Annotated in this window: 14 protein-coding genes and 2 tRNA genes; all 16 read left to right on the top strand. The window is 57.4% G+C overall.

Features of this window, described 5'->3' with window-relative positions:
- The first annotated feature begins 38 nt into the window (after window positions 1-38).
- The 16 genes from rlmE to A7K61_RS21180 all read left to right on the top strand — a co-directional run bounded on the left by rlmE (window position 39) and on the right by A7K61_RS21180 (window position 16,255).
- Window positions 39-689 (top strand): 23S rRNA (uridine(2552)-2'-O)-methyltransferase RlmE, encoded by a 651-nt coding sequence (gene rlmE, locus A7K61_RS21250; protein WP_003194199.1) that lies wholly within the window; start codon window positions 39-41, stop codon window positions 687-689.
- A 200-nt stretch (window positions 690-889) separates the two neighbouring features.
- A complete protein-coding gene (ftsH, locus tag A7K61_RS21245) occupies window positions 890-2,800 on the top strand; it encodes an ATP-dependent zinc metalloprotease FtsH (protein ID WP_032895273.1) in 1,911 nt (636 codons plus the stop codon).
- A gap of 8 nt (window positions 2,801-2,808) precedes the next feature.
- Entirely contained in the window at window positions 2,809-3,660 is an 852-nt protein-coding gene (gene folP, locus A7K61_RS21240; RefSeq protein ID WP_069558305.1) for a dihydropteroate synthase, read from the top strand.
- Between the two features lie 16 nt (window positions 3,661-3,676).
- Entirely contained in the window at window positions 3,677-5,014 is a 1,338-nt protein-coding gene (glmM, locus tag A7K61_RS21235; RefSeq protein WP_003194195.1) for a phosphoglucosamine mutase, read from the top strand.
- Window positions 5,015-5,080: 66 nt separating this feature from the next.
- A complete protein-coding gene (gene tpiA / locus A7K61_RS21230) occupies window positions 5,081-5,836 on the top strand; it encodes a triose-phosphate isomerase (RefSeq protein WP_003194193.1) in 756 nt (251 codons plus the stop codon).
- A gap of 4 nt (window positions 5,837-5,840) precedes the next feature.
- The gene (gene secG / locus A7K61_RS31605; protein WP_003194191.1) at window positions 5,841-6,224 is read left to right on the top strand and encodes a preprotein translocase subunit SecG; all 384 of its coding nucleotides are present in this window, start codon (window positions 5,841-5,843) and stop codon (window positions 6,222-6,224) included.
- A 22-nt stretch (window positions 6,225-6,246) separates the two neighbouring features.
- Window positions 6,247-6,332: transfer RNA gene (locus A7K61_RS21225), tRNA-Leu, on the top strand.
- Between the two features lie 96 nt (window positions 6,333-6,428).
- A tRNA-Met gene (locus A7K61_RS21220) sits at window positions 6,429-6,505 on the top strand.
- Between the two features lie 140 nt (window positions 6,506-6,645).
- The gene (rimP, locus tag A7K61_RS21215; RefSeq protein ID WP_032873230.1) at window positions 6,646-7,104 is read left to right on the top strand and encodes a ribosome maturation factor RimP; all 459 of its coding nucleotides are present in this window, start codon (window positions 6,646-6,648) and stop codon (window positions 7,102-7,104) included.
- Between the two features lie 47 nt (window positions 7,105-7,151).
- Window positions 7,152-8,633, top strand: coding sequence for a transcription termination factor NusA (gene nusA, locus A7K61_RS21210; protein WP_003194187.1), 1,482 nt, complete (start codon window positions 7,152-7,154; stop codon window positions 8,631-8,633).
- Window positions 8,634-8,660: 27 nt separating this feature from the next.
- A complete protein-coding gene (infB, locus tag A7K61_RS21205) occupies window positions 8,661-11,177 on the top strand; it encodes a translation initiation factor IF-2 (protein WP_003194185.1) in 2,517 nt (838 codons plus the stop codon).
- A gap of 159 nt (window positions 11,178-11,336) precedes the next feature.
- Window positions 11,337-11,732, top strand: a complete 396-nt coding sequence (rbfA, locus tag A7K61_RS21200) for a 30S ribosome-binding factor RbfA (RefSeq protein WP_044268596.1) — start codon at window positions 11,337-11,339, stop codon at window positions 11,730-11,732.
- Between the two features lie 3 nt (window positions 11,733-11,735).
- Entirely contained in the window at window positions 11,736-12,653 is a 918-nt protein-coding gene (gene truB / locus A7K61_RS21195) for a tRNA pseudouridine(55) synthase TruB (RefSeq protein ID WP_014719950.1), read from the top strand.
- A 116-nt stretch (window positions 12,654-12,769) separates the two neighbouring features.
- Entirely contained in the window at window positions 12,770-13,039 is a 270-nt protein-coding gene (rpsO, locus tag A7K61_RS21190; protein ID WP_003177875.1) for a 30S ribosomal protein S15, read from the top strand.
- 195 nt (window positions 13,040-13,234) lie between these two features.
- Complete coding sequence (gene pnp, locus A7K61_RS21185; protein WP_003194180.1) at window positions 13,235-15,340, top strand: polyribonucleotide nucleotidyltransferase; 2,106 nt, start codon at window positions 13,235-13,237, stop codon at window positions 15,338-15,340.
- Window positions 15,341-15,634: 294 nt separating this feature from the next.
- Complete coding sequence (locus A7K61_RS21180; protein ID WP_069558304.1) at window positions 15,635-16,255, top strand: BON domain-containing protein; 621 nt, start codon at window positions 15,635-15,637, stop codon at window positions 16,253-16,255.
- Window positions 16,256-16,690: the final 435 nt, after the last annotated feature.

Below are 16,690 nucleotides of genomic sequence, written 5' to 3'. Positions count from 1 at the left end.
AGTTAATCACGACCCGTTTTATTTTTTCGAGGTGGCCCGTGGCCCGTTCCAAAACCAGCCTTAAGTGGCTACAAGAACATTTCAATGATCCTTACGTCAAAAAGGCGCAAAAGGACGGCTATCGTTCCCGTGCCAGCTACAAGCTGCTGGAGATCCAGGACAAGGACAAACTGATCCGTCCAGGCATGAGCGTTATCGATCTCGGCGCGGCCCCCGGTGGCTGGTCCCAGGTGACCAGTCGTCTGATTGGTGGGCAAGGTCGATTGATCGCTTCGGACATCCTCGAGATGGACAGCATCCCGGACGTGACCTTTGTTCACGGCGATTTTACCGAGGACAAGGTATTGGCCGAGATCCTGGAGGCTGTGGGAAATTCGCAGGTAGACCTTGTGATTTCCGACATGGCCCCCAATATGAGTGGATTACCGGCTGTTGATATGCCGCGTGCCATGTTCCTGTGTGAGCTGGCGCTGGACTTGGCAGGTCGGGTGTTACGTCCGGGTGGTGATTTCCTGGTGAAGGTGTTCCAGGGCGAAGGTTTCGACGAGTACCACAAGAACATTCGCAAGTTGTTCGACAAGGTGCAGACCCGCAAACCGGATTCTTCCCGTGACAGGTCCAGGGAGCAGTATCTGCTGTGCCGTGGCTACCGCGGCGTCGAAGGCGCTGCGAGTGAAGAGCGTTTTTGAGAAATTCGAGGAGGGCGATAGGTTTTTTTATATCGCTTTCGTCACGAAGCTTTACGAATATTGCGTAGTCAAAGTTTCACAAAGGGTTACAGACGGCGCCTGCCAGAGTTGTAGGTAATGTAGTAAGTTAGGCCGGTGAATATCATGCGAAGCGCGCGCCAGTAGCGGAGCTTGCTTCAGAGGGTAGTTAATTGAACGATATGGCAAAGAATCTGATCCTGTGGTTGATCATTGCGGCTGTCCTGGTGACGGTGATGAACAACTTCTCCAGCCCTAACGAGCCGCAGACCCTCAACTATTCCGACTTCATCCAGCAAGTTAAGGATGGCAAGGTCGAACGCGTAGCGGTTGATGGCTACGTGATTACCGGTAAGCGCAACGATGGCGACAGCTTCAAGACCATTCGTCCTGCCATTCAGGACAACGGTCTCATCGGTGACCTGGTGGATAACAAGGTCGTTGTGGAAGGCAAGCAGCCTGAGCAGCAAAGCATCTGGACTCAACTCCTGGTGGCCAGCTTCCCGATCCTGGTGATTATCGCCGTGTTCATGTTCTTCATGCGCCAGATGCAAGGCGGTGCGGGAGGCAAGGGTGGGCCGATGAGCTTTGGCAAGAGCAAGGCGCGCCTGCTCTCCGAAGACCAGGTAAAAACCACTTTGGCTGACGTTGCAGGTTGCGACGAAGCCAAGGAAGAAGTCGGCGAGTTGGTCGAGTTCCTGCGTGATCCGGGCAAATTCCAGCGTCTGGGTGGCCGTATCCCTCGCGGTGTGCTGATGGTGGGCCCACCGGGTACCGGTAAAACCTTGCTGGCCAAGGCGATTGCCGGCGAAGCCAAGGTGCCTTTCTTTACAATTTCCGGTTCTGACTTCGTCGAAATGTTTGTCGGCGTCGGCGCCAGCCGTGTTCGCGATATGTTCGAGCAGGCCAAGAAGCACGCGCCATGCATCATCTTCATCGACGAAATCGATGCCGTTGGTCGCCATCGTGGCGCTGGTATGGGTGGCGGTCACGATGAGCGTGAGCAGACCCTCAACCAGTTGCTGGTAGAGATGGATGGTTTCGAGATGAATGACGGCATTATCGTCATCGCCGCAACCAACCGTCCCGACGTGCTGGACCCCGCGTTGCTGCGTCCGGGCCGTTTTGACCGCCAGGTTGTGGTCGGCCTGCCGGACATTCGTGGCCGTGAGCAGATCCTGAAAGTACACATGCGCAAGGTGCCGATGGGTGACGACGTGGCTCCGGCTGTGATCGCCCGTGGTACTCCCGGCTTCTCCGGTGCTGACCTGGCAAACCTGGTGAACGAGGCGTCGCTGTTCGCTGCCCGTACTGGCAAGCGCATCGTTGAGATGAAAGAGTTCGAATTGGCGAAAGACAAGATCATGATGGGCGCCGAGCGCAAATCCATGGTCATGTCCGAGAAAGAGAAGCAGAACACCGCTTATCACGAGGCCGGTCACGCCATTGTAGGTCGTGTTGTGCCTGAGCATGACCCGGTCTATAAAGTGTCGATCATTCCCCGTGGTCGGGCACTCGGTGTGACCATGTTCCTGCCGGAAGAGGATCGTTACAGCCTCTCCAAGCGTGCGCTGATCAGCCAGATCTGCTCGCTGTATGGTGGCCGTATTGCTGAGGAAATGACCCTTGGCTTTGATGGTGTGACCACTGGCGCCTCCAATGACATTATGCGTGCCAGCCAGATTGCGCGAAACATGGTGACCAAGTGGGGCTTGTCGGAAAAACTCGGCCCATTGATGTACGCCGAAGAAGAAGGCGAAGTGTTCCTGGGTCGTGGTGGCGGTGGGCAAAGCGCCAGCTTCTCGGGTGAGACAGCCAAGCTGATCGACTCCGAAGTTCGCAGCATCATTGACCAGTGCTACGGCACGGCCAAGCAGATCCTGACTGACAACCGTGACAAGCTGGACGCCATGGCTGATGCATTGATGAAGTACGAAACCATCGATGCCGACCAGATCGACGACATCATGGCGGGCCGTGCGCCGCGTGAGCCGCGCGACTGGGAAGGTGGTTCGGGTACTTCGGGCACTCCGCCTGTGGTGCAGAATGAGCGCCCTGAAACGCCTATCGGCGGCCCGGCAGCTGATCACTAAGGTTTGAAATGACTTCTGCTTTGTCCTCTACCCGGTTGCCTTGCGGCAACCGGGTTCTTGATTTGGCCCGGACGCATGTCATGGGCATCCTCAATGTAACCCCTGACTCCTTTTCCGATGGTGGCCGCTTCAGTCAGCTGGACGCCGCGTTGCACCACGCCGAGGCGATGGTGGCTGCCGGTGCGACGTTGATTGATGTGGGAGGGGAATCGACCCGTCCTGGCGCCCGCGTTGTTTCTCCATTGGAGGAGCTGGAGCGGGTGGCGCCGGTGGTTGAGCGTATTGCCCGTGAGCTGGATGTCATCATCTCGGTAGACACCTCCACCCCGGCAGTGATGCGCGAAACCGCGCGTCTCGGAGCGGGGTTGATCAATGATGTGCGTTCGCTTCAGCGCGACGGCGCCCTTGATGCGGCCGCTGCAACTGGCTTGCCCGTCTGCCTCATGCATATGCTGGGTGAGCCCGGCAACATGCAGGACAATCCGCATTACGACGACCTGGTTGGCGAGGTGGGTGGGTTTCTTGCTGAGAGGATTGCCCAGTGTGTGGCTGTGGGTATTGCGCCCGAACAGATCATACTCGATCCGGGGTTTGGCTTTGCCAAGACCCTGCAGCACAATCTAAGCCTGTTCAAACACATGGACGCCTTGCACGCCCTTGGTCGCCCGCTGTTGGTCGGCGTTTCGCGCAAGAGCATGATAGGGCTCGCCTTGAATCGCCCGGTCGGCGAACGCCTGTATGGCGGCCTGGCGCTTGCGGCGCTTGCTGTAACCAAGGGCGCACGTATTTTGCGTGTGCATGATGTCGCCGAAACGGTCGATGTGGTGCGCATGCTCGCTGCTGTAGAATCAGCCGAATAAGAATGATGGAGCACTTATGACTAAGAAATATTTTGGCACCGACGGCATTCGTGGTCGGGTCGGCGAATTCCCGATCACCCCTGATTTCATGCTCAAGCTGGGTTGGGCGGCAGGCATGGCGTTCCGTAGCATGGGCGCGTGTCGCATCCTGGTGGGCAAGGACACCCGTATTTCGGGCTACATGTTTGAATCCGCGCTGGAGGCCGGCCTGTCCGCCGCCGGCGCCGACGTGATGCTGCTGGGCCCTATGCCCACGCCGGCAATCGCTTACCTGACGCGTACCTTCCACGCTGAAGCCGGTATTGTGATCAGCGCCTCCCACAATCCTCATGATGACAATGGCATCAAGTTTTTCTCGGGCCAGGGTACCAAACTGCCTGACGAGATCGAGCTGATGATCGAAGAGCTGTTGGATGCGCCGATGACGGTGGTTGAGTCCAGCAAGCTGGGCAAGGTGTCGCGCATTAACGACGCGTCAGGTCGCTATATCGAATTTTGTAAAAGCAGTGTTCCGAGCAGCACCAATTTTGCAGGCTTGAAGATTGTTGTCGATTGCGCCCATGGGGCGACCTACAAGGTGGCGCCGAGCGTCTTCAAGGAACTGGGTGCACAGGTCACCGTGCTGTCGGCTCAGCCTAACGGCTTGAACATCAACGACAATTGCGGCTCTACCCACATGGAGCAGCTGCAGGCTGCTGTGCTGGCTGAGCATGCGGACCTGGGCATCGCTTTTGACGGCGATGGCGACCGTGTCCTGATGGTGGATCACACCGGCACGATCGTGGATGGTGATGACCTGTTGTTCATCATTGCCCGTGACCTGCATGAGCGTAACAAGCTGCAAGGTGGTGTGGTCGGCACCCTGATGAGTAATCTCGGGCTGGAATTGGCGTTGGCAGAACTGGGGATTCCCTTTATTCGCGCCAATGTCGGTGACCGCTACGTGATCGCCGAGCTGCTGGAGCGTAACTGGTTGGTTGGCGGTGAGAATTCCGGTCATGTGGTCTGCTTCCAGCACACCACCACGGGTGACGCGATCATCGCCGCGCTACAGGTGCTGTTGGCCCTGCGTCGCCGCGAGGAGAGCCTGGCCCAGGCACGCCAAGCCCTGCGCAAGTGCCCGCAAGTGCTGCTCAATGTGCGTTTTGCCGGTGGCGAAAACCCCATCGAGCACCCTGCTGTCAAAGAGGCTTGCGAACGCGTGACCCAGGCAATGGCGGGGCGCGGGCGTGTGTTGCTGCGCAAGTCCGGCACAGAGCCGTTGGTGCGCGTGATGGTCGAAGGCGAGGACGAAACACAGGTTCGCGGCCATGCCGAAGACCTGGCAAAACTGGTAACTGAAGTTTGCGCCTGAATTCGGCTTGCCAGTGATGATGTGGTTGGGTAACATCTGCGCCCACTTTGACCGACGGGGTACAGCATGCGTCGCACTATGGTAGCTGGTAACTGGAAGATGCACGGTACCCGCGCCAGTGTCGCTGAGCTGATCAACGGCCTTCGTCACTTGGCCTTGCCTAGCGGTGTTGATGTCGCGGTGTTCCCGCCTTGCTTGCATATCAACCAAGTGGTTGATGGCTTGAAGGGCAAGTCGATTCAGGTCGGCGCGCAGAACTCTGCGGTAGAGCCGATGCAAGGTGCGTTGACCGGCGAGATTTCGCCGAGTCAGCTGGTTGATGCGGGTTGTTCCTATGTGCTTGTCGGGCACTCCGAGCGTCGCCAGATGATGGGCGAGCGGGATGGGACGCTCAACCGCAAGTTCGCCGCAGCACAGGCTTGTGGCTTGATTCCGGTGTTGTGCATAGGGGAGACCCTTGAGCAGCGCGAATCGGGCAAGACTCTTGAAGTTGTCTCGCGTCAGCTGGGCAGCATCATCGAGGAGCTGGGTGTTGGTGCATTTGCAAAGGCGGTCATTGCTTACGAGCCGGTCTGGGCCATTGGCACCGGGCTGACTGCTACACCGCAACAGGCGCAGGATGTGCACGCAGCCATCCGCGCGCAGTTGGCGGCAGAGAATTCTGAAGTCGCACAAGGTGTGCGGCTTCTATACGGCGGCAGCGTGAAGGCGGCCAATGCGGTCGAACTGTTCGGCATGCCGGATATCGATGGGGGGCTCATTGGTGGAGCTTCCCTGAATGCAGATGAGTTCGGTGCGATCTGTCGCGCCGCGGGAAACTGAAAAAATGCTGGAAACAGTCGTAGTCGTTTTTCATCTGTTGGCTGCCCTGAGCGTAGTTGCTCTGGTTTTGTTGCAACAGGGTAAAGGTGCGGATGCTGGTGCGTCTTTCGGTGCAGGTGCTTCAAATACTGTGTTCGGAAGCCAAGGTTCCTCTACCTTTCTTAGTAAGTTTACTGCTATACTTGCCGCAGGTTTCTTCATAACCAGCTTAGGGTTAGGTTACTTTGCTAAAGAGAAAGCTCATGTGCTGACTCAAGTAGGTTTGCCAAACCCAGCAGTGTTGGAAGTTCCAAAAGCAAAACCGGCTTCTGATGATGTCCCGGTGCTTCAAGAGCAAAAGTCGGCTACTCCAGCGACTGACGTACCTCCAGCTCAAGAGCAGAAGTAAGAAGGGTTGTAAACGCTGTATTGCCGAGGTGGTGGAATTGGTAGACACGCAACCTTGAGGTGGTTGTGCCCATAGGGTGTAGGGGTTCGAGTCCCCTTCTCGGTACCAATTATCAGGAGAGCCCGCTGTTGCGGGCTTTCTTGTAGGTGGAAGGTTACATTGACCCTGCAAGGGATCGGTCGTATACTTCCGCCCCAGCTTTGTCGCGGGGTGGAGCAGTCTGGTAGCTCGTCGGGCTCATAACCCGAAGGTCGTCGGTTCAAATCCGGCCCCCGCAACCAGTTTTAGCGGAGCCCCTTTTAAGGGGCTTTTTGTTAGCTGGACACTTTCAACGCCGCTGTTCGACGGCGTTTCAAGGATGGGCGTTTCGCCCATTTTTTTATTTTGCACAGCATGCACATACATGCACGAGGGGGTTCAGGTGTCGAGCAAGCTAGAAGAGTTGCAGGCCTTGTTGGCCCCGGTGGTCGTGGCCCTAGGCTATGAATGCTGGGGTATTGAGTTTTCGGCTCAAGGTCGCCACTCAATGTTGCGCGTTTATATCGATAAAGAGGGCGGCGTGCTGGTGGACGATTGTGCCATTGTCAGCCGTCAGATCAGCGGTGTGCTGGATGTTGAAGATCCAATCTCCGTTGAATACACCCTTGAAGTTTCCTCGCCAGGCATGGAACGCCCACTGTTCACTATCGAGCAGTTTGCTAAATATGCCGGTGAACAAGTGAAGATCAAGCTGCGCTCCCCCTTTGAAGGGCGACGCAACTTTCAGGGCCTTCTGCGCGGTGTAGAAGAGCAGGATGTCGTGGTGCAGGTAGAAGACCATGAGTTCCTGTTGCCGATCGATATGATCGACAAGGCCAACATTATTCCCAGTTTTGACTGAGACGCGGATCCCGCGGATCCAATGGCTTGCGAAAGGCGAGGCGTACGATGAGCAAAGAAGTACTGCTGGTTGTTGAGTCGGTATCCAATGAAAAGGGTGTACCGGCAAGCGTGATTTTTGAAGCGTTGGAGCTGGCCCTGGCCACTGCTACCAAGAAACGTTTTGAAGACGAAGTAGATCTGCGTGTGGAAATCAACCGCCACACCGGTGCCTATGAGACTTTCCGTCGTTGGACGGTGGTCGAAGAGGACGATCTTGATGATCCGGCAATCGAAACCTGGCCAAGCAAGGTTGCGCAAACGCATCCGGGCGCTCAGGTTGGCGATGTTGTTGAAGAAAAGATCGAGTCGATCGAATTCGGCCGTATTGCTGCACAGACCGCCAAGCAGGTCATCGTGCAGAAGGTTCGCGAAGCCGAGCGCGCTCAAGTCGTTGACGCCTATCGCGAACGCCTGGGTGAAATCATCTCCGGCACCGTGAAAAAAGTTACCCGCGACAACGTGATCGTCGACCTGGGCAACAACGCCGAAGCGTTGCTGGCCCGCGAAGACATCATCTCTCGCGAAACCTTCCGTGTCGGCGTGCGCTTGCGTGCGCTGCTCAAGGAAATCCGCACCGAGAACCGCGGCCCACAGTTGATCCTGTCGCGTACCGCGCCGGAAATGCTGATCGAGCTGTTCCGTATCGAAGTGCCGGAAATCGCCGAAGGCCTGATCGAAGTGATGGCTGCGTCCCGTGACCCGGGTTCGCGTGCCAAGATCGCGGTCCGCTCCAAGGACAAACGCATCGACCCGCAAGGCGCTTGCATCGGTATGCGCGGTTCGCGCGTCCAGGCAGTGTCGGGCGAATTGGGCGGTGAGCGTGTGGACATCGTCCTGTGGGACGATAACCCGGCGCAGTTCGTGATCAACGCCATGTCGCCAGCTGAAGTGGCGGCAATTATCGTTGACGAAGATGCCCATGCAATGGACATCGCCGTTGGCGCAGACAATCTGGCTCAGGCCATTGGTCGTGGTGGTCAGAACGTGCGTCTGGCCAGCCAACTGACCGGTTGGACCCTGAACGTGATGACCGAATCGGACATCCAGGCTAAGCAGCAAGCTGAAACCGGTGACATCCTGCGCAACTTCATCGAAGAGTTGGAAGTCGATGAAGAACTGGCACAGGTGCTGGTAGATGAAGGCTTCACCAGCCTGGAAGAGATTGCCTACGTACCGTTGGAAGAAATGCTCAACATCGACGGCTTTGACGAGGATATCGTCAACGAGCTCCGCGCTCGGGCCAAGGATCGTTTGTTGACTAAAGCCATCGCTACTGAGGAAAAGCTGGCAGACGCCCATCCGGCCGAAGACCTGCTCTCGCTTGAGGGTATGGACAAGGATTTGGCGATGGAACTGGCGGTGCGCGGCGTAATTACCCGCGAAGACCTGGCCGAGCAGTCTATTGACGATCTGCTCGACATCGACGGCATTGACGAAGATCGTGCCGGCAAGTTGATCATGGCCGCCCGAGCCCATTGGTTCGAGTAATTAGGCGCGGCCTGAGGAGAGAAGTGCATGACGCAAGTCACGGTGAAACAACTGGCCGATGAGGTCAAAACACCGGTAGAGCGCCTGTTGCAGCAGATGCGTGAGGCAGGTCTGCCGCACACCGCCGCCGATGAAGGTGTGAGCGATAGTGAGAAGCAGTCTTTGCTGACTCACTTGAAGAGCAGCCACAAGGCGAAAGTGGAAGAACCGCGCAAGATTACATTGCAGCGCAAAACCACCAGCACCCTGCGGGTTGCAGGTAGCAAGAGCATCAGCGTTGAAGTACGCAAGAAGAAAGTCTTCGTACAGCGCAGCCCGGAAGAAATCGAAGCCGAGCGCAAACGCGAGCTGGAAGAACGTCGCGCAGTAGAAAATGCTGCACGTCAGAAGGCTGAAGAAGAAGCCAAGCGTCGCGCCGAAGAAGAAGCGCGTCGCCAGCCTGCTGCTGCGCAACCTGCTGCCACTGACGCGGTCGCCGCCCCTGTTGAAGCTGTGCGTGAGGCTGCCCCGGCTGCCGCTGCACCTGCTCCTGCAGCAGATGCCCGCAAGCGCGACGAGCCTCGTCGTCCGGACAAACCACGTGCTGACGACAACAATCGTCGCGGTGGTGGTGGCGATGGCGAGCGTAAAAACGCTCCGCACCGCGCCTCGGTCAAAGAGAAAGCGCCTGCGCCACGCGTTGCCCCACGTACCACCGACGAAGAAAGCGATGGCTTCCGTCGTGGTGGTCGCGGCAAGGCCAAGCTGAAGAAGCGCAACGCCCACGGTTTCCAGAGCCCAACCGGCCCTGTCGTGCGTGAAGTGAAGATCGGCGAGACCATCACTGTGGGCGATCTGGCCCAGCAGATGTCGGTCAAGGCTGCTGAAATCATCAAGTTCATGTTCAAGCTGGGCACTCCAGCCACCATCAACCAGGTACTGGACCAGGAAACTGCCCAGTTGGTTGCTGAAGAGCTGGGCCACAAAGTGACCCTGGTCAGCGACACCGCCCTGGAAGATTCCCTGGCCGAGTCCCTGAAGTTTGAAGGTGAAGCGGTTTCCCGTGCGCCGGTTGTGACCGTAATGGGCCACGTTGACCACGGTAAGACTTCCCTGCTCGACTACATCCGTCGTGCCAAGGTTGCCGCAGGCGAAGCCGGTGGTATTACCCAGCACATCGGTGCATACCACGTTGAAACCGAGCGCGGCATGGTCACCTTCCTCGACACCCCAGGTCACGCCGCGTTTACCGCAATGCGTGCCCGTGGTGCCAAGGCGACCGACATCGTGATCCTGGTGGTTGCAGCGGACGACGGCGTAATGCCGCAGACCATTGAAGCTGTCCAGCACGCCAAGGCTGCCGGTGTTCCTCTGGTCGTTGCCGTGAACAAAATCGACAAGCCGGGCGCTGATCTCGATCGCATCCGTAGCGAACTGTCGGTTCACGGCGTGACGTCCGAGGAATGGGGTGGCGAGACGCCATTCGTATCGGTCTCGGCAAAAATGGGTACCGGCGTTGACGAACTGCTCGAAGCGGTCCTGTTGCAAGCCGAAGTCCTGGAACTGACCGCTACTCCATCGGCTCCTGGCCGTGGCGTCGTGGTTGAGTCCCGTCTCGACAAGGGCCGTGGCCCGGTTGCTACCGTGCTGGTTCAAGACGGTACCCTGCGCCAAGGCGACATGGTGCTGGTCGGTTCGAACTACGGCCGTGTACGTGCCATGCTCGACGAGAACGGCAAGCCAATCAAGGAAGCCGGTCCTGCCATCCCAGTCGAGATTCTCGGCCTGGACGGTACGCCGGATGCTGGCGACGAGATGAGCGTAGTGGCCGACGAGAAGAAAGCCCGTGAAGTGGCTCTGTTCCGTCAAGGCAAGTTCCGCGAGGTCAAGCTGGCCCGTGCTCACGCCGGCAAGCTGGAAAACATCTTCGAGAACATGGGCCAGGAAGAGAAGAAGACGCTTAACATCGTCCTCAAGTCTGACGTTCGTGGTTCCCTCGAAGCGTTGAACGGCGCCTTGAACGGCCTGGGTAACGACGAAGTGCAAGTGCGCGTTGTCGGTGGCGGTGTCGGTGGTATCACCGAATCCGACGCCAACCTGGCACTGGCTTCCAACGCTGTACTGTTCGGCTTCAACGTGCGTGCCGATGCTGGCGCTCGCAAGATCGTCGAGCAGGAAGGCCTGGACATGCGTTACTACAACGTCATCTACGACATCATCGAAGACGTCAAGAAAGCCCTTACCGGCATGCTTGGCAGCGACGTCCGGGAGAACATCCTGGGTATCGCCGAGGTGCGTGACGTGTTCCGCTCGCCGAAATTCGGTGCGATCGCCGGCTGTATGGTGGTTGAAGGCACTGTGTACCGTAACCGTCCAATCCGTGTACTGCGTGAAGACATCGTTATCTTCGAAGGCGAGCTGGAATCCCTGCGCCGCTTCAAGGATGACGCTGCCGAAGTACGTGCCGGCATGGAATGCGGTATCGGCGTCAAGAGCTACAACGACGTCAAGGTTGGCGACAAGATCGAAGTCTTCGAGAAGGTTCAGGTTGCTCGCAGCCTCTAACTCGCGCACTTCAGGAGCCGCGCAGCGTGTGGGCATGCAGATGCCCCGCGCAGCGTCAGGACTCTAAACGCAACGCCCGGTCTGGCTTTTGTCAGGCCGGGCGTTTGCCGCTTTCAGACCCCACGGGTTTCACCGTGTGGCAGTAACAGGTAACAAGACATGGCAAAAGAATACAGCCGTACCCAGCGTATCGGCGATCAGATGCAGCGTGAGCTGGCCCAACTGATCCGTCGCGAAGTCAAAGACCCACGCGTTGGCCTAGTCACCATTACCGCTGTTGAAGTGAGCCGTGACGTGGGTCACGCCAAGATCTTCATCACCGTGATGGGGCAGGACAGCAGCGAAGAAATCGCGCAAAGCATCAAGGTGCTCAACTCCGCCGCAGGTTTCCTGCGTATGCAGTTGGCCCGTGAAATGAAGCTGCGCAGCGTTCCGCAGTTGCACTTCCACTACGACGAAAGCGTCGTGCGTGGCGCGCACCTGTCGGCCCTGATCGAACGCGCCGTGGCTGAAGACAGCCAGCATCCGTCCACACCTGACGACGCCAAGGAGTAAGCGGTGGCTCAGGTCAAACGTATTCGTCGCAACGTCAGTGGCATCATTCTGCTCGACAAACCCATTGGCTTTACCTCCAATGCCGCGTTGCAGAAGGTTCGCTGGCTGCTCAACGCCGAGAAGGCCGGGCACACCGGCAGCCTTGATCCATTGGCCACCGGTGTATTGCCGTTGTGCTTTGGCGAGGCCACCAAGTTTTCGCAATACCTGCTTGATTCCGACAAGGGTTACGAAACCCTGATGCAACTGGGCAAGACCACCACCACGGCAGATGCCGAAGGTGATGTTTTGCAGGTTCGCGACGTGACCGTTGGTCGTGCGGATATCGAAGCTGCCTTACCCGCTTTTCGTGGGCAAATCAGTCAGATACCGCCGATGTACTCGGCACTCAAGCGCGATGGCCAGCCACTTTACAAGCTGGCACGTGCGGGCGAAGTAGTGGAGCGCGAACCGCGTTCTGTTACTATTGCGCGCTTGGAATTGCTCGCTTGCGAAGGCGACACTGCCCGTTTGGCCGTGGACTGCAGCAAAGGCACCTATATCCGTACCCTGGTGGAAGATATTGGTGAAAAGCTCGGTTGCGGCGCGTACGTTGCAGAACTGCGACGCACCCAGGCCGGGCCTTTCAGCCTGGCCCAGACGGTCACGCTGGAAGAGTTGGAAGCGGTACATGCCGAAGGCGGCAATGAAGCGGTTGATCGCTTCCTGATGCCATCGGACAGCGGTTTGCTCGATTGGCCGCTGCTGCACTTCTCGGAGCACAGCGCGTTCTACTGGCTCAACGGCCAGCCGGTACGCGCCCCGGATGCCCCGAAGTTCGGCATGGTGCGAGTACAGGATCATAACGGTCGCTTTATCGGTATCGGTGAAGTGAGCGAAGACGGGCGCATCGCGCCGCGTCGGCTGATTCGGTCAGAATGACCGGACGAGTGTGGCTGTTAACAGGCATGGTCACTACTCATTTTTAGATACAGGGATTTGTCCCTGGCCTGTTGAAACTGCCCTTTGGGTGGTTTCCTTAAAAAAAGGATTGCCTCATGGCTCTCGACGTTCAAGAAAAAGCACAAATCGTAGCTGACTATCAGCAAGCTGTTGGTGACACTGGTTCGCCAGAAGTGCAAGTTGCACTGCTGACCCACAACATCAACAAACTGCAAGGTCACTTCAAGGCCAACGGTAAAGACCACCACTCCCGTCGTGGTCTGATCCGCATGGTAAACCAGCGCCGTAAGCTGCTGGACTACCTGAAAGGCAAGGATCTGGGTCGTTATCAGACTCTGATCGGTCGCCTGGGTCTGCGTCGCTAATCAGCGATTGCGCTAGAGGTTGGTTGTCTGCCGTGTGTCAGTGGGATTCCCGCTGGCCCATGGTAGGCTCCCAGCCTCAAGTTTTATCTGGATACACGTTTTACCCTGGACGAGCGTCGGGCCGATTCCCGTCATTGCCCAAGAATTTCGCAAGAAGACAAGTTCCCCCAAGAGCCACAAAGAAGGTAGGACACCGTGAACCCGGTTATCAAAAAATTCCAGTTCGGTCAGTCGACCGTTACCCTCGAGACAGGCCGTATCGCCCGTCAAGCCTCCGGCGCAGTGCTGGTTACCGTTGACGACGACGTGACCGTATTGGTGACCGTTGTTGGCGCCAAGACCGCTGACCCGAGCAAGGGCTTCTTCCCTCTGTCCGTTCACTACCAGGAAAAGACTTACGCTGCCGGTAAGATCCCTGGCGGTTTCTTCAAGCGCGAAGGCCGTCCTTCCGAGAAAGAAACCCTGACTTCCCGACTGATCGACCGTCCGATCCGTCCGCTGTTCCCAGAAGGCTTCATGAACGAAGTGCAGGTTGTCTGCACCGTCGTTTCCACCAGCAAGAAGACCGATCCGGACATCGCTGCGATGATCGGTACCTCGGCTGCCCTGGCCATCTCCGGTATTCCTTTCGATGGCCCGATCGGCGCTGCCCGCGTTGCGTTCCACGAAAGCACCGGCTACCTGCTGAACCCGACTTACGAGCAACAGAAAGCCTCGAGCCTGGACATGGTCGTTGCCGGTACTTCCGAAGCCGTATTGATGGTTGAATCGGAAGCCAAAGAGCTGACCGAAGACCAGATGCTGGGTGCCGTACTGTTTGCTCACGACGAGTTCCAGGTTGTGATCAACGCGGTTAAAGAATTGGCTGCCGAAGCTGCCAAGCCGACCTGGACCTGGGCTGCTGCCCCGGAAGCCACCGAACTGCTGGGCGCTATCCGCTCCGAGTTCGGCGCTGCCATCTCCGACGCCTACACCATCACCGTCAAGGCTGACCGTTACGCTCGCCTGGGCGAGTTGAAAGACCAGGTTGTTGCCAAGCTGTCCGGTGAAGAAGGCCAGCCTTCTTCCAGCGAAGTCAAAGCGGCTTTCGGTGAGATCGAATACCGTACCGTTCGCGAAAACATCGTTAACGGCAAGCCACGTATCGACGGTCGCGACACCCGCACCGTACGCCCGCTGAACATCGAAGTCGGCGTACTGCCCAAGACCCACGGTTCGGCGCTGTTCACCCGTGGCGAAACCCAGGCCTTGGTGGTTGCGACCCTGGGTACTGCCCGTGACGCACAACTGCTGGACACCCTGGAAGGCGAGAAAAAAGACCCCTTCATGCTGCACTACAACTTCCCTCCGTTCTCGGTGGGCGAGTGTGGTCGTATGGGCGGTGCAGGTCGTCGCGAAATCGGTCACGGCCGTCTGGCTCGCCGTTCGGTTCAGGCCATGCTGCCTGCCGCTGACGTGTTCCCGTACACCATCCGTGTTGTATCGGAAATCACCGAGTCCAACGGTTCCAGCTCCATGGCTTCGGTCTGCGGTGCTTCCCTGGCACTGATGGACGCCGGTGTGCCAATGAAGGCACCGGTTGCCGGTATCGCCATGGGCCTGGTTAAAGAAGGCGAGAAGTTCGCCATCCTGACCGACATCCTGGGTGACGAAGACCACCTGGGCGACATGGACTTCAAAGTAGCCGGTACCGCTAAAGGTGTGACCGCGCTGCAGATGGACATCAAGATCAAGGGCATCACCGAAGAAATCATGGAAATCGCTCTGGGCCAAGCCCTGGAAGCGCGCCTGAACATCCTCGGCCAGATGAACCAGATCATTGGTCAGTCCCGCACCGAACTGTCGGAAAATGCTCCGACCATGATCGCGATGAAAATCGACACCGACAAAATCCGTGATGTCATCGGTAAAGGCGGCGCGACCATCCGTGCGATCTGTGAAGAAACCAAGGCTTCGATCGACATCGAAGACGACGGCTCGATCAAGATCTTCGGCGAAACCAAGGAAGCGGCTGAGGCAGCACGCCAGCGCGTCCTGGGTATCACCGCTGAGGCCGAGATCGGCAAGATCTACGTCGGCAAGGTTGAGCGCATCGTCGACTTCGGCGCGTTCGTCAACATCCTCCCAGGCAAAGACGGTCTGGTTCACATCTCCATGCTGAGCGATGCTCGCGTTGAGAAAGTGACCGACATTCTGAAAGAAGGCCAAGAAGTGGAAGTGCTGGTACTGGACGTGGACAACCGCGGCCGTATCAAGCTGTCCATCAAGGACGTTGCAGCAGCCAAGGCTTCGGGCGTTTAATCACCCGCAGGCTTTACGCTGAAAAAAGGACTCTTCGGAGTCCTTTTTTTATGGGCGCAAGAAAATGAAGCAGAATCAGCTGTTTAGCGCCGCCCAAAAGCCGCAACTTGCATGCAGGCACGATGAGCTTCATGCAAGTTGCACGATTTCGAAAATTCATGCTTTTCATAAGTCATTGTTTAATAGGGGATTTAACCTGTTCGGCGACTTGGCACACTGCCTGCAATATCCCTGGTAGCGCTGCAGCATGAAGGTTTACGCCTGCAGACTTTTAATAAAACAGGAGTTACTCGTATGAAGAAGTTCGCTCTCGCTACTGCTACCGCTCTGACCCTGGCCATGGGTGCTAACGTAGCCTTTGCTCAGACTTCCCAAGCCCCTATGACTTTGGCGGCTGGTGAAGCGACCAAGGCTAAGGAAAGCGTTTCGGATACTTGGATCACCACTAAAGTCAAAACTGACCTGCTGACCGAAAAAGGCATTCCAGGTTCGGACATCAAGGTTGAGACCAACAAAGGTGTGGTTTCCCTGTCCTCCGACGTCGCTATCTCGGATTCGCAGAAAGCTACTGCTGTAGCCATCACCAAGAAAATCAAAGGTGTGACTGCAGTTTCCGCTGACGGCCTGCTGGCTGGCGGTGCTACCAAAGCTGACGGCATCGACAAAACCAAAGGCGCTGCCCACGACGCTAAAGAGACCACCAGCGATACCTGGATCACTACCAAAGTGAAGGCTGACCTGGTAACTGAAAAAGGTATTCCAGGCACCGACATCAAGGTTGAAACCAACAAAGGTGTTGTATCCCTGTCGTCGCCTACCGCTGTGACTGCTGCGCAGAAAGCAACCGCTGTAGAGATCACCAAGAAAATCAAAGGCGTTAAAGCTGTATCGGCCGATGGCCTGAAAGCAGAGTAACGCTGAACGTTTCGTTTGAACTGAATAGCGGCGGCTTAGGGTGAGCTAGATATCCACCTGACGCACCTCTGGAGTTCATGCGACCGACCACACGGATGTGGTCATTACAGGCCCCGGCACTTGTGTCGGGGCCTGTTCTATTTCGGGTTGAAACAGAAATCAGGCCAAAAAAATGTGGGAGCTGCCTGCGATACGCATAGGTGTCTACACACCTTCGCAGCGACGCTGAACCTGTGGCGAGGGAGCTTGCTCCCGTGACGACCTACCAACCGACGCAGATGTGCCTGACACACCACGATCCAAATGTGGGAGCTGGCTTGCCTGCGATGGCGGCCTGACAGCCGACGCCCAGCTACCTGACACCCCAACGATCCTACTGTGGGAGCGGGCTTGCTCGCGAAGGCGGCCTGGCAGTCAACACAGTTGGATTGTGTA

It is taken from the genome of Pseudomonas sp. AP42 (assembly GCF_001728935.1).
GTDB classification, from domain to species: domain Bacteria; phylum Pseudomonadota; class Gammaproteobacteria; order Pseudomonadales; family Pseudomonadaceae; genus Aquipseudomonas; species Aquipseudomonas lactis.
Note: the sequence above shows the minus strand (reverse complement) of the source record. Positions and strands in the feature narration are given on the sequence as shown.

What these genes read in the sequence shown, in the direction of transcription:
- tpiA (WP_003194193.1), top strand. Translation starts at nt 5,081, where the DNA reads ATGCGTCGCACTATGGTAGCTGGTAACTGGAAGATGCACGGTACCCGC.
- secG (WP_003194191.1), top strand. Translation starts at nt 5,841, where the DNA reads ATGCTGGAAACAGTCGTAGTCGTTTTTCATCTGTTGGCTGCCCTGAGC.
- glmM (WP_003194195.1), top strand. Translation starts at nt 3,677, where the DNA reads ATGACTAAGAAATATTTTGGCACCGACGGCATTCGTGGTCGGGTCGGC.
- A7K61_RS21180 (WP_069558304.1), top strand. Translation starts at nt 15,635, where the DNA reads ATGAAGAAGTTCGCTCTCGCTACTGCTACCGCTCTGACCCTGGCCATG.
- infB (WP_003194185.1), top strand. Translation starts at nt 8,661, where the DNA reads ATGACGCAAGTCACGGTGAAACAACTGGCCGATGAGGTCAAAACACCG.
- rbfA (WP_044268596.1), top strand. Translation starts at nt 11,337, where the DNA reads ATGGCAAAAGAATACAGCCGTACCCAGCGTATCGGCGATCAGATGCAG.
- nusA (WP_003194187.1), top strand. Translation starts at nt 7,152, where the DNA reads ATGAGCAAAGAAGTACTGCTGGTTGTTGAGTCGGTATCCAATGAAAAG.
- folP (WP_069558305.1), top strand. Translation starts at nt 2,809, where the DNA reads ATGACTTCTGCTTTGTCCTCTACCCGGTTGCCTTGCGGCAACCGGGTT.
- ftsH (WP_032895273.1), top strand. Translation starts at nt 890, where the DNA reads ATGGCAAAGAATCTGATCCTGTGGTTGATCATTGCGGCTGTCCTGGTG.
- rpsO (WP_003177875.1), top strand. Translation starts at nt 12,770, where the DNA reads ATGGCTCTCGACGTTCAAGAAAAAGCACAAATCGTAGCTGACTATCAG.